The organism is Mucilaginibacter sp. P4_D1 (assembly GCF_056401935.1).
Map to the genome: position 1 here is coordinate 1 of NZ_JBFUIJ010000038.1, position 22,452 is coordinate 22,452.

Here is a 22,452-nt window from a genome sequence, read left to right on the forward strand (position 1 = left end):
GAAATTATCAAACAGAACCAMGGGTTCCGACGCTTCATGCTCCGTGGGAAAGAAAAAGTAGCGATAGAATGGGGCTTACTTTCAATCGCACAAAACCTAAGAAAAAAAGCTGCCTAAAGGCCTTCTTTTCACTCGTTCTTAATCAATAATATTCGTTAGTTCGAAATCAACATCAAAAAACTACTTGAAATCGATTTATCCGCCGTAAAATAAAAAGACCGCATCATTTGATTTATGATACGGCCTCTTTGATTGATATGGTATAGGTATTGATTTTTCAATTGTTTATTGGCATTACTCGTCGCCATTTGCGGCAAGCTCTGTTTTGCTTAACAGTTTGGCGCTTTCGGCCAGTTTAATAAATTCGGCGCGGTAGCCTTCGGTGTCCTCGCCCTTGGCGGCGCGGGCCATTTTAATAGCCTGGTCATACCCGGAATTTTGTTTAAACTTCGAATCGCGCAGCAGCATGCCAATTTCGGCAACAGCGGCGGCAAACCTGAAATCGGTTGATGTTGATTTCAGGTTGATTGGCTCGTCTTTAACCGTAACCTGGCTCAATTTGCTTTTTAACGATGTTGGCTCCTTATACCTGAATTTGATGGTCATCATTTCATCAGATGCATTTGAATAGGCAACAGGTTTGGGTTTCTGATACTTTAATGGATCCACGCTGGCCGAATAATCATCCTTTAACCCTGCTGGCACTATCTCATAAAAAGCGGTAACCGTATGGCCCGAGCCCATATCGCCGGCATCTTTTTTATCATCATTAAAATCCTCTTTGGCCAGTACCCGGTTTTCGTAACCAACCAGGCGGTATGCCTGCACTTTGGCCGGGTTAAACTCCACCTGTAGTTTTACATCTTTGGCAATAGTAAATAGGGTACCGCCAAATTCGCTTACCAGGGTCTTGCGGGCTTCGGTAATGTTATCAATATAGGCGTAGTTCCCGTTGCCTTTATCGGCCAGGGTTTCCATCTTGCTATCTTTGTAATTACCCATGCCAAAACCTAACACCGATAGCGATATCCCGCTTTCCCTTTCGTGCTCAATCAGCTTCTGCATGTCGTCATCGCTTGATGCGCCTACGTTAAAGTCGCCATCGGTAGCTAAAATCACCCGGTTATTGCCATTTTTCATGAAGTTTTGTTTAGCAATCTGGTAAGCCAGCTTAATGCCTTGTCCGCCAGCCGTTGAACCGCCTGCACTTAGATTATCAATGGCGCTATTAATGGTTTCTTTTTTATCGCCGCCGGTTGCAGGCAGCACAACGCCCGCCGCGCCGGCGTAAACAGCCAGGGTAACCTTATCTTGAGCCCGCAGTTGATTAACCAGCATTTTTAATGACGATTGTACCAGCGGCAATTTATTAGGCTCGTTCATTGATCCCGATACATCTATTAAAAATACCAGGTTTGATGCAGGCAGTTTTTCGTTAGCTATTGTCCTTGCTTTAAGGCCTATGCGCAGCAGGCGGTGTTTGCTATTCCATGGGGCTGCAGATAATTCGGTATGGATGGCAACCGGGCCGCCATCGGTTGGCCCCGGCAGGTTGTAGCTAAAATAGTTTATCATTTCTTCAATCCTAACAGCATCTGCCGGTGGTAACTGGCCGCTATTGATAAATCGCCTAACGTTGCTGTACGAAGCTGCATCCACATCAACAGAAAATGTGGAGAGCGGCTCGGCCGATACCGCTTTAAAACCATTTTCTTCGATGCCTTTGTAGCTTTCGTCGGTAACTACGGCAGGCTGGTAACTTTTCAAAACATCAGCATCGCCCGAATAACCGTAAATGGCAGATACCTTTTCCACTACTACCAGGCCCGATGCTTTGCCACTTAAGCCTTTTGCATTGTATGATTTTGCAGATATAGTAGTCACACTTCCTGTAATTTCCCTCCGTTTTTGTACTCCATAACCTGTTACCACAACCTCACTTAGTTGGTTTGAACTTGCATGAAGGTAAATTTTCAACACTTTGCCTTTACCTGCTTTTACATCCTGTGTGGTATAACCAATAAAGCTGAAGGTAAGTACGGCGTTGTCATCCGGTACAATAATAGAATAGTTGCCTTTGGCGTCGGTTTGTGTTCCAAAACCGGAGCCCTTAAGCAAAACCGATACCCCCGGTATTGCTAAACTATCTTTGCTATCATATACGGTTCCGCTAATGCGGTGGCTGTTATTAGGCTTAAACCCAGTTAAACCGGCAAACAATAAAATAATTAAAACTAACTTTTTCATCCCTGGTTGTTTTTTAATAAGGATGCAGGCCGCGGATAATTTCCATAAACCGTTAAAAAAATTTATTTTGCACCTTTTTAATGACCAATTTTATTAAACCAGGCAAAACAGGCACATCAACGGATGACGAACTGCTTAACATTTACCGTAAAACCGGCGATGTTGCGGTTTTAGGACAACTATATGAACGCTATATGGGCTTGGTTTATGGCGTATGCTTAAAATACCTGAAAGATGAAGATGGCGCTAAAGATGCCGTAATGGGCATTTTTGAAGAACTGGTAGAAAAAGTTAAAAAGCACGACATCAGCATATTCAGGAACTGGCTTTATGTACTGGGGCGCAATTATTGCTTAATGCAGTTAAGGGCCGGTAAAAAGCTGGATGTAATTAATTTAGATGACGTTATGGAATTTACGCCATTACTGCATCATGATGATAATAACCGCGAAGAAGCCTATAAAGCTTTGGAGCACTGTATTGACAAACTGGCCGGTGCCCAAAAACAAAGCATCGATTTGTTTTATTTACAAGAAAAGTGCTATAAAGAAATTGCCGAAGCAACAGGTTTTAGTCTGAACGAGGTAAAAAGTTATATACAAAACGGCAAACGCAATCTTAAAATTTGCCTGGAGAAGAGCAGTGAACACTAAAAAGGCCGACATATTGCAAGTAAGAAAGTACCTTAACGGGGAACTTGATGCCAAAGCTATGCACCGGCTGGAACATGACGCCCTTGATGACCCTTTTTTAATGGATGCGCTGGAGGGTTTTGAACAAGCCCCTAAAGACCAGCAAGCCAATCTTGCCGACCTTACCGCAAGGCTACAACAACGTACCGAACAAAAGAAAGGCCGCGTAATATCGTGGCAGGTATGGTCAATAGCGGCATCGGTTCTTATTGTGCTTACCATTGGCGGCTTGTGGATAAAAAGGACCTCGCCGGAACAAACCAGGCAACTGGCCGAGTTACAAAAAGATAAAACAAAGGTTGTTAATAAAGATACTGTGACAACGCCGCCGCCCCATACCACACAGGAAACCTTAATGGCAAATAATGCGGCAAAACAACCCGTTTTAACCAGTGCCGACAAGTCGTTTACTCCCCGGAAATACACTGCCGGCAAATCGGTTTACCAACAGGAGATCTCCGCCGACGATAATAAAACTGCCGCCCCTGCCGGGGATGTGTTAAAGAAAGTCCCCCAGGTTGCCGAACCGGCAGCAGAGCCTAAGCAGGAGAGCAGCTCCATAAGCGAAATGGTGGTGATGAATTATAACGACAACAAGGCAAAAGCGGATAGCCTCGCGCTACTTGCCAAAAAAGCCCGTGAAAAGGCATCCAAGCCCATTGAATCTAAACTAATGGGGAATATTGGTGGTTTGCAGGTAGTTACCTCTAAAGATGCCAAAACCCAGTTTGGCTATAGCAGTATAAATGGTGTTATTATAGGCAAAGGCGATAACATGCCGGTTGTTGGGGCCGCCATACGCATTTCGGGCACCAACAAAAGTACTGTGACCGACGTAAATGGTTACTTTAGCATGCCGGTTACCCAAAATAAAGAGACGCTTGATATTGCATCCATAGGCTACCAGCCAAGACAGGTGAGTGTAAAACGCGGCGATAGCCTTAAAGTAGTACTTAACCCGGATAATGATGCGCTTTCCGAAGTTACAGTTGCAGGCAACGATAAAGTATCAAAAACAGTTGCAGCACATCCGCAGGGTGAAATGGCAGGCTTAAAAAAATACCTGCAGGCAAACGCTATCGTGCCCGAAGGCGATGCCACCGGAACAGTATCGGTGCTATTCACCGTGAATACCGATGGTTCTTTAACCGATTTCAAGATCAAAAAAAGCCTCTCAGCCCTTGCCGACCAAAAGGCTATCGACCTGATAAAAGCCGGCCCTACCTGGGTAGGCAACAGCAACGGCAAACCAGAGCAGGTTACTGTTAAGGTTAAATTCGCTACGAAATAGAATCAAGAGTTAAGAATCACTGTTGTCCGGTAAACATATTAAAGAAAAAAACAGGGGCAAATAGCCCCTGTAAAGTTTAACTTTGAATTACCACACCCAAAGTTTGAACTTATGCCCAAAAGTACATTTTTTACCGGACAGCCGATCTTCAATCAGCTACTTTCTTATATCCCGGGCGCTAAAGTCGAACAGTTAACCCTTGCGCACAATTCCAATCATTATTGTAAGAAGTTTAAGACATATGACCATCTGGTAACTATGCTTTATTTTTTTGAAGATCTGTACCATGAACTGTTCAGGCATCATTTTGGAGTTTTACCGGACAGCCTGCCTGCCAGCAAACTATCTGATAAGCTATTTATAGTCGATTCAACAACAATAACCTTGTTTTCCGAGATTTTTAAAGCTTGCGGAAATGCGAATGGCAATGGAAAAAAGAAAGGAGGGGTTAAAGCCCATGTTTTGATCAGGGCTAAGGATAATGTCCCTTGTTTTGTTAACATTACCAGTGCCTCGACTAACGATAAAACGGTAATGCCCAAACTGGAATTACCTAAAGGTTCRATCCTGGTTATGRATAAAGGCTATAACAGCTATTTACCTATGGCTGAATGGACAGAAAAGGRCATTAGCTGGGTAACACGCTTAAATAAACGGGCGAGATGGAAATGTGTGGAAGAGAAGCCGGTAAGTGAAAAGATGGCGGCTAACGGTGTTCGCAGCGATAAGATCATTTTATTGGGTACCCCGGAAAAGGCCCATAAAGTGCCCCTGCAACCAGCCCGCCTGGTTACTTATTATGATAAAGAAACAGGTAAGGAATTTGAGTTTCTTACTAATAATACAGAACTTAATRCCTTAACAATAGCGGGGATATATAAAAGAAGGTGGCAGATCGAGATCCTGTTCAAACGCATCAAACAAAACTTTCAGCTCAGCAACTTCCTGGGAGACAATCAAAATGCAATTAAAATACAGCTTTGGTGCACGTTAATAGCAGATCTGTTGGTCAAAATAGTAAAAGACAAGGCCGATAAGCTAAAGGAGAATAAATGGTCATTTGCTAACGTAGCCGGTCTTATCAGGCAACATCTTGGAACTTATATCGATCTGATCAACTTCCTCGTAAATCCTGAAAAAGCAATTATAGGATATAACAGCGAAGTAAAAAGCTACCAACTAACACTTTTTAAAACCTAAAAAGGGGGCTTTGTTTTAATTGTCGCCGTTAAATATCCCTCAATTAAACACAAATGACCTTTTTTTCTCCTTTTTTATGTTTATCGGACAACAGTGAGTTCCTTTGGGTATTTCCCGATTCCAGCATCCTGGATTACGGTTACGCCGGCCTCGACAGCCTTTTTAGCACTGCACCCTACCTGTTCATGTTCCTGATACCAGCCATCACCATGCGCTCCCTGGCCGAAGAACGTAAAGAAGGTACCTTCGAACTATTGTTTACCCGCCCGTTGAAAGACTGGGAAATTGTGCTCGGCAAATATTTTGCCTGCCTGCTCATTGTACTTTTTGCGCTGTTGCCTACGCTGATTTATTATTACTCGGTAAGTATATTGGGTACACCACAAGGCAACATTGATACTGGCGCCGTTATCGGTTCGTACATCGGGTTATTTTTATTAGGGGCAGCATTCGCAGCTATTGGTCTGTTTGCATCGTCCATCACCAAAAACCAGATCATTGCCTTTACTATTGCGGTTTTCCTGTGTTTCTTTTTTTACAGCGGGTTTGATTCCTTGAGCCAGATGCTTTCCCTGCAGGATCTGGGCCTGCAAAGCCTGGGCATTACCCAGCATTACCAGTCGGTAAGCCGTGGTGTGCTGGATACGCGCGATTTGATTTACTTTTTATTGGCAGCGAGTGCTTTTATATGGCTTACCTTATTTATACTGATAAAGCAGCGGCAAAAGCAGCTAAATACGGCGGTTATGGTTGGCTTGTTGTCGGCTTTTATATTGGTTGGTATTATTGCCCAATTCGCCTTTACCCGTTTTGATTTTACTACCGAAAAACGCTTTACCATATCGCCCATCAGCCGGAAAATTATAAACGACTTACCCAAACCGGTAAAAATTACGGTTTACCTGCAAGGCAGTGGCTTGCCTGCCGGCATGAAACGCCTGCAAGGCGCCGCCCGCGATATGATAACCGATTTAAAGGCTTATAGCCATGGCAACATCCAGTTTGAATTTGTCGACCTGTTATCAACCATAAAAAAGCTGCCCGATGATAGGCAAAAAGAGGCTTATGAGGATTTTGAATCCAAGGGCGTAACAGGTCAAAATATCAGCTTTAAAACCGACGACGGCGTATCGCAAAAATTAATATTCCCCGAAGCTGTTGTAAAGTCGGGCGACAAAGAAGTGGTGGTAAACCTGGTGCAAACGCGCATTGGCTCATCGGATGAGGAGCAGATCAATATCTCGGTTCAAAACCTGGAATATGCCTTTACATCGGCCATAAAAAAAGCGGTAAGCGGCGGCAAACCGCAGATTGGTTTTACCGAAGGCCATCATGAGCTTACCGATGTGCAGTTAAACGATGCCATGAAATCGCTGTCGGATGGTTTCGAAGTGGGCAGGTTAAACCTGGCTACCATTCCGTTTAAGGCGTTACAAAACATTAAACTATTGGTTATTCCAAAACCCGACCAGAAGTTTACCGAACTGGAAAAGTTTAAGTTGGACCAGTACATTATGCGCGGCGGCAAAGTGCTGTGGACTATTGACCAGGTAAGCGCCGAACTGGATAGCCTGCGCGGCCACGGCGGCGAACAAATGTCGTTCCCCAAACAGCTTAACCTTGATGATCAGCTGTTTCGGTACGGGGTGCGTATCAATTATGATTTGATTGCCGATATGAGCTGTTCGCCCATCCCGGTAAGTACCGGCGAGGTTGGCGGCCAGGCACAAATTCAGATGCTGCCATGGTTATATTACCCGCTGTTTATGCCGTATTCCAAACACCCGATAGTAAAAAACCTGGACGCCATACACAGCGAATTTGCCAGCACAATCGATCTGTTAAATACTAAAAACGTTAAAAAGACTATCCTGCTGGCATCGTCGCCTTACAATAAAAAGATAAGCGCACCGCATATTCTATCCTTACAGGCGTTGGAGCAGGAGCCAAACCCCAAAGATTTCCAGGGAACGCCCAAAACGGTTGCCGTATTGCTGGAAGGTAAGTTTGTATCCGACTGGCGTAACCGCCCGCTGCCTGATAGTATGGGCGAGGCTGTAACCATTATGCCCGAAAGTGTGCCCACCAAAATGGTGGTTATCAGCGATGGCGACATTCTGAAGAACCAGATAAGCGGCGATGGCGATGCCTATCCCCTAGGATTTGACCATTATACAAAACAAATGTACGGCAATAAAAACCTGCTGCTTAACATTGCCGATTACATGACCGACGACTCGGGCCTTATTGCCCTGCGTACCAAAGAGATCAAGATCCGGCTGCTTAACCGCGCCCGCATCCGTAACGAAAAATTGTACTGGCAACTGGTAAATACCGTTGGCCCGCTTGCTTTAGTGTTAATATGTGCTATTTTTCAACATTATATCCGCAAGCGAAAGTATGCCCATTAAATTTTATATTTTTGATAGATTAATTAGACCCATATGAGATTTATTGTTTCTACCACAACTTTACTCAAACAACTGCAGGCAGTAAGCGGTGCCCTAAGCAACAGCACTGTTTTGCCTATACTGGAAAACTTTTTGTTCGAGATAAAGGAAGGAAACTTAACCATTTCTGCAACCGACCTGCAAACCAGCATGACCACTTCCTTAACTGTTGAAGCTAAGGAAAACGGCCGCATAGCCATACCATCGCGTATTTTGTTAGAGACCCTTAAATCGTTACCAGAGCAACCGGTGGCATTTTCGGTTGATGATCAAACCTTTGCTATCGAGATAAACGCAGGTGATGGTAAATACAAACTAAGCGGCGAAAATGGTGAAGATTTCCCGAAGATTCCCGTTGTTGAAAATGCATCGTCAGTAAACCTTCCTGCATCCGTTTTGGCCGAGGCTATTAACAAAACAATCTTCGCCGTAAGTAATGACGAACTGCGCCCCGCTATGACGGGTGTTTACTGCCAGTTAAGCACACAACACCTTACTTTTGTAGCTACCGATGCCCACAAGCTGGTACGTTACCGCCGTAAAGATGCGAAAGCAGCAAGCACTACCGCGTTTATATTGCCTAAAAAAGCTTTAACCCTGCTTAAATCGGCTTTGCCTAATGACGATGTAAACGTATCTGTAGAGTATAACTCAACCAGCGCGTTTTTTAAATTTAACCATATTAACCTTGTTTGTAGGTTGATAGATGAGCGTTACCCTGATTACGAAGCGGTTATCCCACAAAACAATCCCAATAAATTAACTATCGACAGGCTTACCTTCCTGGGCTCGTTAAACCGTGTGGCTATTTACGCCAACAAAACAACCCACCAGGTTAGGCTTAAAATAAACGGCAGTGAGTTGAACATATCATCAGAGGATATTGACTTTGCAAATGAGGCCCACGAGCGCTTAAGCTGCCAGTACGAGGGCGACGACATGGAAATTGGTTTTAACGCAAGATTTTTAATAGAAATGTTGAAGAATTTAAGTTGCGAAGAAGTATCTTTGGAGATGTCAACTCCAAACCGTGCCGGCTTATTGCTGCCACAGGGTGGGGATGAAAATGAAGATGTGCTGATGCTGGTTATGCCGGTGATGCTCAATAGCTATGCTTAAGTGTAAACTTAAATTATAAATCCAAAACAAGAGTCCGGCTTTAAAAACCGGACTTTTTTGTTCGATGCAGATAACAAATGTTTCGGGAAGCAGTTATTAGTGTTGAGTTTATATTATGAGAGTTGAACTGTTTAAAATGATCCTTAAAATATCTTTTTTTAGAGACGCACTATTGTGTATCCAATCAGAATTGCTGACTCATGATGTAAGCCTGAACGCGGGAGATGCAAGCATGCGCCTGTACGAAACCTTGCCCTCCCCTGGTAATTCACTACTCACTACTCACCACTTTTAACCTCATATGAATACCAGGATAAAGGTTTTATTTTTTATTGCAGCAGCCGGTGCCTGCTGGGCATCCTGTAAAAAGAGTAACGATGCGCCTGCCAGTGCATCAACGGTAACCGCTCTTGTTGATGTAGTAAATGTATCAAACGCCAATGTTAATTTTTATATAAACGGTACGCGTTTTAACAATACATCAACCTTTTATCCGGGTGGTACATTGGGCTATGTTACTGTGCCTGCCGGTACTAAAAATTACTCATTTAAGGTTGACGGCGCTTCCACGCCATTTTACAATAAGCCTTTCCAGGCCGATTCGGCAACAGATCACACCATATACATTGCGAGCCAAAATAGTGACGATGTATTTAGTACCCTTGATACCCTGGTACTTGATACCGCCAGTGCAATTAAGGCCACATATGCTAGGGTAAGATTTGTAAATGCCTCGGCCAGTGCAGGCAATATGAGTTTTGTATTAAGAGGGCCAAAGATAGATACCCCTTGGAGGCCAGATGTCGCTTATAAGGCGGCGACAGATTTTACCCGGATTAAACAGGGAGTGCATTACATTGGTATATATCGGGCAGCTTATCCCACTTTGCCTAAAATTGACACCGTAACTTTAACCGCGGGTAAAATTTATACTTTTTATGGGTATGGTACGGCTTTGCCGGCCGGAAATGGTGGCATTCTTGTAGGTTTATTTAATAGTGGCAGCGAATAATAAAATGAATAATAAAAATAAAAACAGCCTGTTCATATGGTTGCTTACCGGCATGCCATTGGTGTTGCTACTGTGCTTTGCAGCATCGTGCGGCAAATCAACTAATATAACAGGAACTAACACGAAGTTGCAGGTTGTTAACTTAAGTTCAGATGTGCAGCCTTTAAATTTGTACCAAAACTCGGTTAAGCAAAGCACAACCACTTACACCTATCCAACTGGTTCGGGTTATTTTACGCTGTCTACCGTTACGCCGCCATTGCAGTTTCGGCAGGCTACCGCTGCTGCTTTGAATATCCCGTTTGAAATAGATACTGTTTTAAGGAGTAATGTAAAATACACCATTTTTTTAACCGGCTACCTTACCGATGGTACCATAAAAAACTCCATCCTGTCGTTAGATACCGCAACGGTGCCTCCAATAGGCCGTGGCCTGGTAAGGTTTCTTCATGGCTCACCTTCATCGGCCAGCCTGGATTTAAGGGCAAACGATACCTTGCTTACGGCTAAAGCCGGTGTTGCGTTTAATACCCTAACCCCGTATGTTAAAGTGCCAACCGGTAATTACACCTTTACCATAAACGTGCACAGCACCCCAACAAAAACAGAATACAAACTCAGCAACGTTAGCATATTAGACGGACGCGCCTACACCATTTATACCCAGGGCATTGTAGGCCGAACAGATTCTGTTGCCTTTGGTGCCGCAGTATTAACCAATAATTTGTTGGAAAAAATAACGCAGTAGAGAGACATCAACGCCGAATAAAAAAACTTCGGCATTCTAAAATTATAGGAATCATCTATCAGGGTTTATTTAACAAGGCATTAATTACCGATGTTGCCCTCTTTTCAAAATCATCGTCATATCCCATAGTTACGCTTGCAATTTTACCTTCTTTGTCAATGAAATAAAAGGTAGGGGCGCCTGTTATATGATATAATTTGGCCACATCGCCGCCATCAGGATACATTTGATTTTTTATGAGTTGAGCTTTCTTAAATGCCATAACCAATTCTTTGTTGTCCCGGGTACTAATACTTAGTATTACCAGGTTTTTATCCTTATATTTTTCATGAATTCTATCCAACGGTGCCAATGTGTTCATACAAGGAACACAGCCAACAAAGAAAAAATCCATCAATACAATTTTACCTTTCATTTGTGATAATGACGTTTTCTTACCTCCGGTATCATATAAGGTCCAATCAGGTGCCATTGTACCTGTTGTCAGTAAAGAAGGTTGCTCCTGTGGCTCTTTAGTTTGATGGAACCCTTCGGGTATGGCAAAGGAAGCTGCATTGATATTATCCTGGTCAATCGTATAATTGAAGTAACTTTCTTCGGTATAATAATTGGTGACCTCTTTTCCAAAATCAGCAGTCCTTGACCTTGAAAATCTACCAACAGGCAAACCTGTTACCTTGTTGATGAACAGATGTATCCTTGCATACAAATGGTTGTTGTTAATGATGGTATCTTTGGTATTAAAAATTAAATGATAACTATTTATAGCGTTAAAAGTGGTATCTGCTGATTGTACAATTTTAGAAGGATTTTTCTTTGAAAACGTTTTCATCCAATTTAACTCACCAGGCAACGTCCTTTCAAAAGCCATGGCTTGTATTTTGTTTGAATTATAAGTACTGTCCCCAGGATTTAACGATATTAGGTTAGTTCCATTGTATACATCTGTTGCCTGGGGTTTCATATCCCCGTATGCATGTTTAAAAAAATAACCAAAATCTTTTTCTTCAGGAACCTTTAATAAAACATATTTGTCGTTTAATGTTAGGGTATCACTAAAAACTTCCTTCTGCTTATAAACATAGTTATAGCTAAAATTTTTATAAGTTCCCAGTTTATCAATGGTGTTTTGAAGCAATGAAACCTGTGCGTTTGCAGCTACTCCATGCAAAACCAATGCCATGCAAACAGATAGTTTAATGAGTTTTTTGATAAGGTAAGTCATTTAAACTTTTTAAATAAGGATAGTGTAACACAAGGTAATCTAAAATCTCTTTTTATAAAAAAACCTTAACTTTTTTTAACACTCCTGCTGACGTAGCTTATCAAGTATCAAACTTGCTTCGTTTTTCCGTTGTTGAATAGCGGCGTTGAAAAAATACCATGGTAAATTGTAATTGGTTTAAGCTATTCTTTTCGCAAAAGTGCTAGGTGGCCATTCATCCACTTGCCTTTCTGTGCGCCATTGAGTATTCGCACAAAATAAATTTTATCCTGTTACCTGACAACAATCATTTGCTTTATCCGCAAAAGTTTAAAAGCGATTACATCCGGCTTTTCTGTTTATATTCCTATTTTTGGGCAAAATTTAAAAAAAAGTGGAAGTTATAAAAAGCATCATCGATTTTATATTGCATATAGATAAGCACCTGGTACAAATAACCAGCGCCTACCAGGGTTGGACATACCTGATCCTGTTTGCCATTATTTTTGCTGAAACCGGTTTTGTTGTTACCCCATTTTTGCCCGGCGATTCGCTGCTGTTTGCGGCAGGAGCCCTTATAGCCGGCGGCCAATCGGGCCTTGATATTTACCTGCTGGCCATTATATTGGTAATTGCGGCATTTGCAGGTAATACGGTAAACTACCTGCTGGGCAGTTACCTTGGCCCCAAAGTGTTTAAAGAACAAAATAAGATTCTGAAGCTGGATTATTACCTTAAAACCAAAGCGTTTTTTGATAAGCATGGCGGTAAAGCGGTAATCTTCAGTCGCTTCTTGCCCATCATCCGCACAGTGGCGCCGTTTGTAGCAGGCGTTGGCCATATGCCGTTTTTGCGTTACAGCCTATACAATATTGTGGGCGGGGCTGCCTGGGTGCTTAGCTTTTTAATGATAGGCTTCTTTTTTGGTAATATCCCGGTGATCAAAGAAAACTTTACCATTGTGGTAATGGTAATTATACTGGTATCGGTAGTGCCGCCTGTTTATGCGGCTATAAAGGCTAAAACAGCGAAGAATACAGCCGGGTAATAAAGGCCCTGGCTTGTAGTGCTAAAAATTAAACATATAATGGTATTAGTTAGCCATTAGGCCGGTTATACCTTACGCTTTCCATGTTTAACTTAAGCCGGGATGCTGTGATAGTTTAGTTCCTGGTATCAGGTAGCAGGGCTTGTGGCAACACCWTCGCCAAATAACATCCTGCTTTTTTTGCCCCGGCGTGCAAACCAAACGGTGTAAGCAAGCGGAATAGAGCAATATAAAAAGCCCGAAACACCCGCCAGTACCGGGAAAATGACCCCAATTAGCATAACTACCACGCATATACACATGCATATAAAATTGATACCGGTAATGGTTTTGGTATCAAAAAGCTCGCGCTCATTTAGGCCAATTTGGGCGGCGTTTTTAGCCGCGTGCCTATACATTAAATAAAACAGCAGGTATATTACGAAAAAACCCGCGCCGTAGATCAGCATGAGTGGCTGTGTCTGGCCGGTGCGCATCATCGGGAATTCGTGCCCGTTTTTGGTATACATCCCATCCGAAAACGAGAATAAAAGCATGGAAAGGAATTTTAACGGATAGGTGTATATCAGCACTACAAAAAGCAGTACAGCATTTACCATGATGGTATAAAAATCATTGAGTGCATACCTGCGGAAGTAGATGTTCTGGTTGTTCCAGATCTGGAAAAGCAGGGCGAAGCAAACGCCAAAACTAATGGTGCCCTTCATGGTCTCCATCAACTCATCAAATGATTTAGGCACTTCGATAGATACAATGATGAGTGTTAAGGCGAATGCGAAAACAGCATCGCTAAAGGTTTCAATACGCGATGGTTCATGACTGCGCCACTCAATGCTGTTTGCCTTTTTGTGAAGGTTAGCTGCTTTTTTCCTCATATTAGCTTTGTTTTTGTGCTAACAATTTCACGTATTTTTTTCACATAAGCAAATTACCGGGAGCACGTATCGTTGATAATGAAGGAATTGGGATAAAATACCTATCGGCAATCGTTAGTAATCCCAGCCACCGTATTTAATATTGGGAATACCTGTTTTGTCTGTTTTTCTTATTTTTCGGTTTCGTTGTTTTTTTAACCATCTCCTAAACCCCGACTTTGGTTTTATACCATATTTTCGAGCAAATTTATGCTCAATTTGATAATACTGTAAAGCCATCTGCTTATTGCTGAAGTAATGGTAATATTTAATGAATTAAATAAAACAGCCGCGGGGGTACTATAATAGCTTAGTTAATAGCATCAAGCATGGTTGTAGCCACCAGTTTACCATCCTTGCCATAAGTTTCTGATTTGGCAAAACGGCCCAGCTTTGGCGCAAACCATTCAATGACTTTTATTTGAAACGGGATTGATGCCCCCATCATGCTAATCCTGAAAATAATATCGTTGGTTATTTTAAAGCAATCAAAGCTGCCGGCTTTGGTGGTTACCTTCTCCTGCTTTTCAACCTTGCGGTTATTGATATTTAATTGTACCTGGCCCATTTGCGTGCCGTTGTTGCCAATATTAATATTAAGGGCTCCATCGTCAAGCTTTTGCCCGCTTTTCAGGTTGATGGGGTAGGTCAGGTATTTGGTATCGCCGGTCATTTCCATGTTACCCAATTGCCTTAATGAGGCCGCCGGGATAAATGTTTTCATATCAATTTTTATAGTTTGCCCGGTACATATAATTTCGGAATTTCCGCTGCCCATTGATTTGCCTGTTTTGTCAAACAGCTCTATCCTGGCATTTACGGTAGCCGCGTCTTTCCTGTTGGTATTGCACACCATCGATCCCATCGGCTTGCTATCGCCACCCTGGTTAACGTATGTAAATTTTTTGCCATTTACATTGCTGATGAAAGGGCTACAGTTTTGTGCCGATACATGGCAAACGAAAGATGTAATAAAAATTATAGCAGGAATTAACTTTTTCATTGAATTGATTTTACTGAAGCTTAAAACTACAAAACACCTATCATATTGTATTGGTCGTCGGTCGAATAATCAAAAACTCCCCCTTCAGGGGGCTGCGGGGCTTAAGTTAGGCTGCCCTGCATCTACCCAGGCCGAATACCAGAAACTGCCCACCGAAAGTATGGATGCCCGCATTTTTCGTTCTACCATGCCTTTTAATATTTTTTGATAGGCAAGGCTATAGGCTTCCGAATAATCTTTAACCTCTTTTTTGCCATGCAGCACCATGCTGTACTTTTTATCGGCAGGGAAGTTTTTGCTTAGTATCCTTTCGAAACGTAAAACCGTATCCACGCTTTTAAATGATGCCCTGCAAATCCGGAAGGCTTCGGCCAACGGGTTTTCTATGTAGCGGGCCTTGCCTACCTTTAAATTGTACTTATCGGCAAAAAGCTCGGGTATGCGGCTTTCCCATAGCGCATGGATGCCGGTTTGGTTGCTAAACTGCCCATTGTAGTTAATGGTAAGGTGCAAAGGCACATGAGCATCGGCAATATAGTGCCCAAGGTTGGCCGATGTATTCAGGATAGCCAGTGTATCATGGGCTTTAAACGCCCTTACCAGTTTATAATATTGATATTGGATGGTCCATGGAACGGTGCCGTATTTATCTAATGTATCGGCGGTGTATTTTGCGGCGGCATCCTTCCATTTTTGCGGCATAGCGGCCCATGGTTTTTTGCCGTAGTGGTCGGCATCAAAAAAATGGCGCGGTGCTTCGGTCGAGTCCACATAACGCCGTTTGTCGGCGCTTACGGCGTGTTGTTCAATGTAATCGATATTGGCCTTGTAAAAGCCTGCCATGCCCTTCGGCAGCGTATAAACGGCCAGTTTGTTGATGCGGTAATGCGCAAAGAAGCCCCAGGAGGAGCAGAGCAATATTAACCCGATACCCGATAGGTTTAAAACGATGACGCGCTTCATAACAGGTCGTATTTTTCTCTTAGGCCGATACTTACTTTGTTGGCTTCGTTAATAATACTGTCGGGGAAACCAATTCCCTGTAAAACAGCTATTCCATTGCGGGTTTTCAGCAAACCCTCCTTCAGCTTGTAATCAAATACAAGGCGGTCATTGCCGCTAAGCTCTTCAAACGAAAATACTTTATACTCGGCACCCAACAGTTCGGCCAGTTCCAGGTCATGTGTCGATACGAATACAAAGCTTTTGTTTTCGATAAAATGGGAGAGTACTGCCTTTGCCGCGGCTATCCGTTCGATGGTGTTTGTTCCCCTGAAAATCTCGTCGATGATTACCAGGCTGTTTACCGGTTTGGCGGCTTCGGCCTCCATCACAATTTTTTTTACTGCCAGCGCCTCGGCCTGGAAATAGCTTTTTTGATCGCCCAGGTCATCGCTCATATTAATGCTGGTAAATATCTTTAATGGCGGCGCACTGTAAGCGTTGGCGAAACAGGTATTAATGGTTTGGGATAGCAGCACGTTTAAAGCGATAGCCCTGATGAAAGTAGTTTTGCCCGACATGTTGGAACCGGTTACCAAAATCCCCTGTTTATTATCAATGCTTATGGAGTTGGCCACACAGTTTTCGATCAAAGGGTGGTACAGGTTTTTTATGGTGATATTGCTGCCTGTTGCCTGGAAAACGGGTTTGCAGTAGTACCTTGCTCCATCCCTTACCGATTGTATGGAGATGGCTGTATCAACCTGGGCCACGGCCTCATACAGTATTTTAATATCATGCAGGTATTTGTTAACCCGGTTTAACGATATGATGAATACCAATGGTTCAATAACCAGGAACATCTTAAACCATTCGGTAATGAGGTAGGAAATATCGGTAGGGTCAACAGCTGTTTTATTTTGCAGGTTGATAAAGCTTAGTGATCTTTTAAGCTTATCAACGTTGCTTAAACTATTATCGATGCGATCATCTTTTACAAACAAGCGGTGATTTAACATCCATTTACTTACGCGGTTGAGTGTCAGCAACTGTGGCAGCGAGTGCGTGAAGCTTAGCATTTTGCTTTTGTTACTGTAATGAATCACTAGGTTGGCAATAAGCATCGCCAGCAGCAGGAGTAAGGAAAACTGGTCGGGCCTTATTGTTAATTTGGTTGTCAGAAATACGGTCATCAGCGGACTAACAACGATATAAAGCTTTGCGGCCGCCGAAAATATCGGCGCATGTGGTTTGCAAAATAACTGCGGCAGGTAGTAGGCATCATTACTCCCCAGTTCAGATAGTTTAAGTTGGGTAAGTTCTCTTAGGTTTTGGTTGCTGTTAACCAGTTCAATACTTTGCTCAAGCGATTTAAAATAGCTTTTACCAATTTGAGGCGAATGTAATATCTTATATAAATACTGTTGCCCCGGTTTGGAGCTGGTGTGGTCGATATAAGAGAATACATCATCAATATCCAGGTCGGAAGCGGTGCTATCGGCAATATCACTGCCGCCTTTATTGGTATTTAAATATGCCGAAATAAGCTTAAAGTTGCGGCCAGTGTATTTAGGTTTGCCCCATTGTTCCCTTATTTCGGCCAGTTTTTTCTTTTTCAGGTTTCGGCTTTTAAAATAGCCTGATACAAAAAACAATACAAGTAAAATTAATAACACCGGTACCCAGTAATGCATTTTTAAAAGTAGTATTAAAGCTTAACTAAAACAATTACTACTGTAACTTCCCCACATAAACCTTCGTATCGTAATTAATAGTGGTAAAACCATCCTGCTGATATCTGTCGAAAAGGAGTTTCAGGTCGTTTATCATTGGCTCGTAACCGGCCTCGTCGCGGGTGGGCATGTATGATGATGACAGTAGCCGCCCGGCCAGTCCTTCAAAATCAAAAACCTGTTTGTTTTGAAATACCTTGAGCAGGAAAGGTTGGGGAGCGAAGAAGGCTCCTATCTGTTCGTCATTGATATTCCGGTGATCAACCTTTACATAATCATTGCCATGCTTAATGATGAGCTGGTCGTACTCCAGTTCAAAATCCGAACTTGTTTTTCGTTCGTTCCATATCAATGCCACAACACCAACCGGCGTCAGTACCCTTTTAAACTCGGCCCTTGCTTTCTCCCGGTCGAACCAATGGAAGGCCTGGCCGGCTATAATGAAATCGATGCTGCCGGTTTCCAGGCCGGAATTTTCGGCTGTGCCGTTCATGGCTTTGAAACCGGGATAATTACCCAGGAGCTCAACCGATTTAGCACGCATCTCCTGGTTAGGCTCAATGGCGATAACTTTGTATCCGGCATCAAGGAACAGGGCGGTGGATATGCCGGTACCCGCGCCAATGTCTGCGATGAGTTTGTCGGTGGATAGTTCGTAATCGTCCTCCAGAAACTCCACTATGGTTTTAGGATAGTGGGGCCGGTACTTTACATAATCGTTTACCCGATTGCTAAACCTGGTTGTGCTGTTGTTTTCGGTCATGGGGTGATTGAGTTGGATTGAGATAGATTAAGTTGATTGGGTTAGATTGAGTTGATTAAGTTGGATTGGGTTTTTAAAACAGTTGAATACTAATAATAAGGACAACTGAAGTAGATTGTTTTAGTTTTTTATAACCTTATAACAGTAACTTAATCAACTCAATTTAACCCAATCAACCAATTAACTAATTTGCGTATAACCCCAACATAATCAACCTAATCTAACCCAATCAACCAATAAACTAATTTGCCTTATAACAGTAACTTAATCAACTCAATCTAACCCAATCAACCAATAAACTAATTTGAAAAAACTATTTGCAATAATCAAAATATCACCCTATATTTGCAGTCCTTAAAATAAGTAGAAAAAAGAATAACAAGCTATACGATGGCAAATCATAAATCATCTTTAAAAAGAATCAGGTCAAACGCTGCGAAGCGTCTGCGCAACAGGTACCAGGCTAAAACAACCAGGAACGCTATTAAAAAATTAAGAACCACTACAACTAAAGCTGATGCTGCTGCATTGTTAGGTAAAGTGATTTCTATGCTTGATCGTTTGGCTAAAAAGAATGTTATTCACAAAAACAAAGCTTCAAACAATAAATCGAAGCTTACTAAATTTGTAAACGGCTTAAGCTAAATATCAGCTTTCCAGTATATTAAAAAGGGATTGTATCATTGGTATGATCCTTTTTTTGTTCCATCCTTTTTCATACATTAATGCCGTGGAAAACTACGAAACCAAGATCGGCATAAAATCATGGGCCGAGGCCGACCGTCCGCGCGAAAAACTAAGCGGCCAGGGCCGCCGGGCGCTCACCGATGCCGAACTGATTGCTATCCTCATCGGCTCGGGCAGCCGTAACGAAACCGCTGTCGAACTCAGCAAACGCATCCTGCACCATTACGGAAACGATTTGAATAAGCTGGGGAAAGCTTCGATTTCAGAACTTTCTAAATTTAAAGGAATAGGGGAGGCCAAGGCTATCTCTATTATCGCCGCCCTTGAAATTGGCCGCCGCCGCAACGATACCGAAAGCCAGGCCCCTGATTATATCAACTCCAGCAGGGATGGTTACAACATTATGCGCCGCCATTTGATGGATTTAAACCACGAAGAATTCTGGATAATTTTATTAGGCCGTTCCCAAAAAGTGTTGGGTAAGGAATTGATTAGCAAGGGCGGGTTAGCCGCCACTGTTTGCGACCCTAAAATTATTTTCCACGCTGCCCTGCAATACCAGGCCAGCGGCATTATACTGGTGCACAACCATCCATCGGGTAACTTGAAACCCAGTCACGAAGATATTATGCTTACCAAAAAATTGTCGGCAGCTGGCTTAATGCTGGATATCAAAATATTTGATCATCTCATTATTACTGATAACGGGTTTGTTAGTTTAGCAGATTCGGAGATGATGTAGCTGCGGATGTGCAGATTTTAGATTTCAGATGTGCAGATGGGGGAGTAAGAAACTGATAAGTCTCTTATAATCATCTAACATCATTTGCACATCTGAAATCTGCATATCTGCACATCACTATTCACCCTAAATTGTATCTTTGCCGATTATCATTTCTGAATAATGAAGATATCGTATAACTGGCTTAAAGAATTTATTGATACCGATAAAACTCCGCAGGAAATTTCGATCATCCTTACCGGTACCGGTTTGGAGGTGGAGAGCCTGGAGAAAGTACAACCCATTCCCGGTGGCCTGGAAGGGCTTGTGATTGGTTTTGTAAAGGAGAGTGTTGCCCATACCAATTCAGATCACCTGCATGTTACCAAAGTTGACGTAGGTGGCCCTGAAGACCTGCAAATTGTTTGCGGAGCCCACAACGTGGCCGCGGGTCAAAAAGTGGTTGTAGCCACTGTAGGTACTACCATATACCCAACCGTAGGCGAACCATTCGCTATTAAAAAATCAAAAATCCGTGGCGAGGTATCCGAAGGGATGATCTGTGCCGAAGATGAGATAGGCCTGGGTACCGACCATGCCGGCATTATGGTACTGGATGATGACGCCGTAGTAGGATCATTAGCTAAAAACTATTTTAAACTGCACGACGATTATATGTACGAGATAGGTTTAACGCCTAACCGTGCCGATGCCGTATCGCACCTGGGTACTGCCCGCGATATTGCCGCGTTTTTGAAAATCGGTATCAGGAAACCTGATGTAAACAATTTTAAGGTTGATGATACCAGCCGCACCATCGAAGTTGTGGTTGAGAATGAGCAGGCAAGCCCGCGTTATGCCGGCGTAACCATCAGCGGGGTTGAGGTTAAAGAATCGCCAAAATGGTTAAAAGAGCGGCTGGCTGTAATTGGTCTGCGTTCTATCAACAATATTGTAGATGTTACCAATTATGTGCTGCATGAATTAGGCCAGCCGCTGCACGCGTTTGATGCTGATGAAATAACAGGTGGCAAAGTGCTGGTTAAAAACTATCCCGAAGGCACTGTTTTTAAAACCCTGGATGATGTTGACCGCAAACTATCAGAAAACGACCTGATGATAGGCAACACCGAAGAGCCGATGTGTATTGCCGGTGTTTTTGGTGGCGCCAAATCTGGTGTTAAGGAATCTACCAAAAATATCTTTTTGGAGAGCGCCTATTTCAATTCGGTATCTGTACGTAAAACGGCTAAGCGTCATGGTTTAAAAACGGATGCATCGTTCAGGTTTGAGCGTGGTACCGATCCGGATATGCCGGTATTTGCTTTAAAGCGCGCGGCTTTGCTTATTCAGCAGGTTGCGGGTGGTAAAGTATCGTCGCAAATCTCTGATCATTACCCGGCCCCGGTTGCGCCTTTTGCGTTCGAGGTTACTTATAGGAATATTGACAGGCTCATTGGCCAGCAAATTACTCATGGCGAGATCAAGGCGATCATCGAGGCACTTGACATTAAGATAGTGGGTGAAACTGCGGACTCGCTATCATTGGAAGTTCCTCCATATCGTGTTGATGTAACCCGCGAGGTTGATATTGTAGAAGAGATTCTGCGCATTTACGGATATAACAATATTCATATCCCAACCCAGATCAGGGCATCGCTTAACAATTCGCAAAAAAAGGAGAAGGATACGGTTCAAAATCAGGTCTCTGACCTGCTTACTGCTAATGGCTTTAACGAGATACTTTCAAACTCGTTAACAAAATCGGCCTACTCAGATAACCTGGATGTGGCTGTAAAGATCCTGAACCCGCTGAGCAGCGACCTGGATGTAATGCGCCAAAGCCTGCTGTTCTCTGGCCTGGAAGCCATCGCCTACAACCAAAACCGCCGTGCGGCCGATTTAAAGTTTTATGAATTTGGTAAAGTGTACAGCGTTAAGGATGATAAATATAGCGAGGTACAACGCTTTTCGGTATTCATTACCGGCGCTGATGCTGCCGAGCAGTGGAACCAAAAACAAAAGCCGGTTTCGTTTTATAGCCTGAAGGCAATTGTCGACGGTATTTTGCAACGCCTGAACATTACAGATTTTGTGGTTGAAGATGCTACCTGCAGCAAACTGGCCTTCGGGTTGCAATACATGCTGAATGGTAAACAACTGGTTAAGTTTGGCCCTGTTGGAGCCAATGCCCGGAAAAAAATCGATGTAGATAAAGAGGTTTTTTATGCCGACTTTAACTTCGATTTGGTGCTGAATGCCGTACGCAAAAACGTGATTGTTTACCAGGAGGTTTCTAAATTCCCGGCCGTAAGGCGCGATCTTTCGATGCTGATAGATAAGTCGGTTTCGTTTGGTCAGTTAAAACAAATTGCCCAGCGTACCGAGCGTAAGCTTTTAAAGGAAGTAAGTGTATTTGACGTTTACCAGGGCGATAAGCTGCCTGCCGGTAAAAAATCATACGCGCTGAGCTTCATCATCCAGGACATTGAAAAAACGCTGACCGATAAAGCCATCGACTCGGTAATGCAGAAATTAATTTATAATTTAGGAAAAGAAGCAGGAGCGGAGATTCGCAAGTAATTATTGAATTATTGAGTGATTGAATTATCGATTTAGCATATAGCTTATTAATTCGTTCAATCATTAATTAAAAAAATCAATAATTCAGTAAATCA

Annotated in this window: 19 protein-coding genes and 1 pseudogene; 13 read left to right on the forward strand and 7 right to left on the reverse strand. The window is 42.9% G+C overall.

Annotated features, from left to right (window positions below):
* Nucleotides 1–117: transposase (locus AC1DV1_RS23915; RefSeq protein WP_477364831.1), on the forward strand; the 117-nt coding region annotated here is incomplete at its 5' end.
* Between the two features lie 177 nt (nucleotides 118–294).
* On the opposite strand, the gene AC1DV1_RS23920 is transcribed toward AC1DV1_RS23915, so the two are convergent.
* The gene (locus AC1DV1_RS23920; protein WP_477364612.1) at nucleotides 295–2,247 is read right to left on the reverse strand and encodes a vWA domain-containing protein; all 1,953 of its coding nucleotides are present in this window, start codon (nucleotides 2,245–2,247) and stop codon (nucleotides 295–297) included.
* A gap of 80 nt (nucleotides 2,248–2,327) precedes the next feature.
* On the opposite strand from AC1DV1_RS23920, the gene AC1DV1_RS23925 reads away from it, so the two are divergent.
* The 8 genes and pseudogenes from AC1DV1_RS23925 to AC1DV1_RS23960 all read left to right on the forward strand — a co-directional run bounded on the left by AC1DV1_RS23925 (nucleotide 2,328) and on the right by AC1DV1_RS23960 (nucleotide 10,759).
* The gene (locus tag AC1DV1_RS23925) at nucleotides 2,328–2,900 is read left to right on the forward strand and encodes an RNA polymerase sigma factor (protein ID WP_477364615.1); all 573 of its coding nucleotides are present in this window, start codon (nucleotides 2,328–2,330) and stop codon (nucleotides 2,898–2,900) included.
* Nucleotides 2,890–4,230 (forward strand): carboxypeptidase-like regulatory domain-containing protein, encoded by a 1,341-nt coding sequence (locus tag AC1DV1_RS23930; protein WP_477364618.1) that lies wholly within the window; start codon nucleotides 2,890–2,892, stop codon nucleotides 4,228–4,230. The genes AC1DV1_RS23925 and AC1DV1_RS23930 overlap by 11 nt, the downstream gene beginning before the upstream one ends.
* Before the next feature lie 111 nt (nucleotides 4,231–4,341).
* Nucleotides 4,342–4,488 (forward strand): annotated as a pseudogene (locus AC1DV1_RS23935) (DUF4372 domain-containing protein); the annotation flags it as partial.
* Nucleotides 4,489–5,430, forward strand: a complete 942-nt coding sequence (locus AC1DV1_RS23940) for an IS4 family transposase (protein WP_477364834.1) — start codon at nucleotides 4,489–4,491, stop codon at nucleotides 5,428–5,430.
* 53 nt (nucleotides 5,431–5,483) lie between these two features.
* Nucleotides 5,484–7,841: a gliding motility-associated ABC transporter substrate-binding protein GldG gene (gldG, locus tag AC1DV1_RS23945; protein WP_477364621.1), complete on the forward strand. Its 2,358-nt coding sequence runs from the start codon at nucleotides 5,484–5,486 to the stop codon at nucleotides 7,839–7,841.
* Between the two features lie 33 nt (nucleotides 7,842–7,874).
* The gene (gene dnaN, locus AC1DV1_RS23950; RefSeq protein WP_147056306.1) at nucleotides 7,875–8,999 is read left to right on the forward strand and encodes a DNA polymerase III subunit beta; all 1,125 of its coding nucleotides are present in this window, start codon (nucleotides 7,875–7,877) and stop codon (nucleotides 8,997–8,999) included.
* Between the two features lie 301 nt (nucleotides 9,000–9,300).
* Entirely contained in the window at nucleotides 9,301–10,011 is a 711-nt protein-coding gene (locus tag AC1DV1_RS23955) for a DUF4397 domain-containing protein (protein WP_477364625.1), read from the forward strand.
* A 4-nt stretch (nucleotides 10,012–10,015) separates the two neighbouring features.
* A complete protein-coding gene (locus tag AC1DV1_RS23960; protein ID WP_477364628.1) occupies nucleotides 10,016–10,759 on the forward strand; it encodes a DUF4397 domain-containing protein in 744 nt (247 codons plus the stop codon).
* Between the two features lie 58 nt (nucleotides 10,760–10,817).
* Here AC1DV1_RS23960 and AC1DV1_RS23965 read toward each other — a convergent pair whose 3' ends face one another.
* Nucleotides 10,818–11,984: a TlpA family protein disulfide reductase gene (locus tag AC1DV1_RS23965; RefSeq protein WP_477364631.1), complete on the reverse strand. Its 1,167-nt coding sequence runs from the start codon at nucleotides 11,982–11,984 to the stop codon at nucleotides 10,818–10,820.
* 373 nt (nucleotides 11,985–12,357) lie between these two features.
* On the opposite strand from AC1DV1_RS23965, the gene AC1DV1_RS23970 reads away from it, so the two are divergent.
* Nucleotides 12,358–13,011, forward strand: a complete 654-nt coding sequence (locus AC1DV1_RS23970) for a DedA family protein (RefSeq protein WP_477364634.1) — start codon at nucleotides 12,358–12,360, stop codon at nucleotides 13,009–13,011.
* A gap of 128 nt (nucleotides 13,012–13,139) precedes the next feature.
* Here AC1DV1_RS23970 and AC1DV1_RS23975 read toward each other — a convergent pair whose 3' ends face one another.
* The 5 genes from AC1DV1_RS23975 to AC1DV1_RS23995 all read right to left on the reverse strand — a co-directional run bounded on the left by AC1DV1_RS23975 (nucleotide 13,140) and on the right by AC1DV1_RS23995 (nucleotide 18,366).
* Nucleotides 13,140–13,886: a TMEM175 family protein gene (locus tag AC1DV1_RS23975; RefSeq protein ID WP_477364637.1), complete on the reverse strand. Its 747-nt coding sequence runs from the start codon at nucleotides 13,884–13,886 to the stop codon at nucleotides 13,140–13,142.
* 349 nt (nucleotides 13,887–14,235) lie between these two features.
* Nucleotides 14,236–14,928, reverse strand: a complete 693-nt coding sequence (locus AC1DV1_RS23980) for a TapB family protein (protein WP_477364641.1) — start codon at nucleotides 14,926–14,928, stop codon at nucleotides 14,236–14,238.
* Nucleotides 14,929–15,012: 84 nt separating this feature from the next.
* Complete coding sequence (locus AC1DV1_RS23985; protein ID WP_477364644.1) at nucleotides 15,013–15,891, reverse strand: zinc dependent phospholipase C family protein; 879 nt, start codon at nucleotides 15,889–15,891, stop codon at nucleotides 15,013–15,015.
* On the reverse strand, nucleotides 15,888–17,564 hold the full coding sequence (locus tag AC1DV1_RS23990) for a MutS-related protein (protein WP_477364648.1): 1,677 nt from the start codon (nucleotides 17,562–17,564) through the stop codon (nucleotides 15,888–15,890). Before AC1DV1_RS23990 ends, AC1DV1_RS23985 begins: the two co-directional genes overlap by 4 nt.
* 37 nt (nucleotides 17,565–17,601) lie before the next feature.
* Complete coding sequence (locus tag AC1DV1_RS23995; protein WP_477364651.1) at nucleotides 17,602–18,366, reverse strand: class I SAM-dependent methyltransferase; 765 nt, start codon at nucleotides 18,364–18,366, stop codon at nucleotides 17,602–17,604.
* Between the two features lie 390 nt (nucleotides 18,367–18,756).
* Between AC1DV1_RS23995 and rpsT the strand changes: the two genes are divergently transcribed.
* From rpsT to pheT, 3 genes are all read left to right on the forward strand, one after another.
* Complete coding sequence (gene rpsT, locus AC1DV1_RS24000) at nucleotides 18,757–19,011, forward strand: 30S ribosomal protein S20 (protein ID WP_477364654.1); 255 nt, start codon at nucleotides 18,757–18,759, stop codon at nucleotides 19,009–19,011.
* A gap of 85 nt (nucleotides 19,012–19,096) precedes the next feature.
* Complete coding sequence (radC, locus tag AC1DV1_RS24005; RefSeq protein WP_477364657.1) at nucleotides 19,097–19,795, forward strand: RadC family protein; 699 nt, start codon at nucleotides 19,097–19,099, stop codon at nucleotides 19,793–19,795.
* A 162-nt stretch (nucleotides 19,796–19,957) separates the two neighbouring features.
* On the forward strand, nucleotides 19,958–22,357 hold the full coding sequence (gene pheT / locus AC1DV1_RS24010) for a phenylalanine--tRNA ligase subunit beta (protein ID WP_477364661.1): 2,400 nt from the start codon (nucleotides 19,958–19,960) through the stop codon (nucleotides 22,355–22,357).
* The last annotated feature ends 95 nt before the right edge of the window (nucleotides 22,358–22,452 follow it).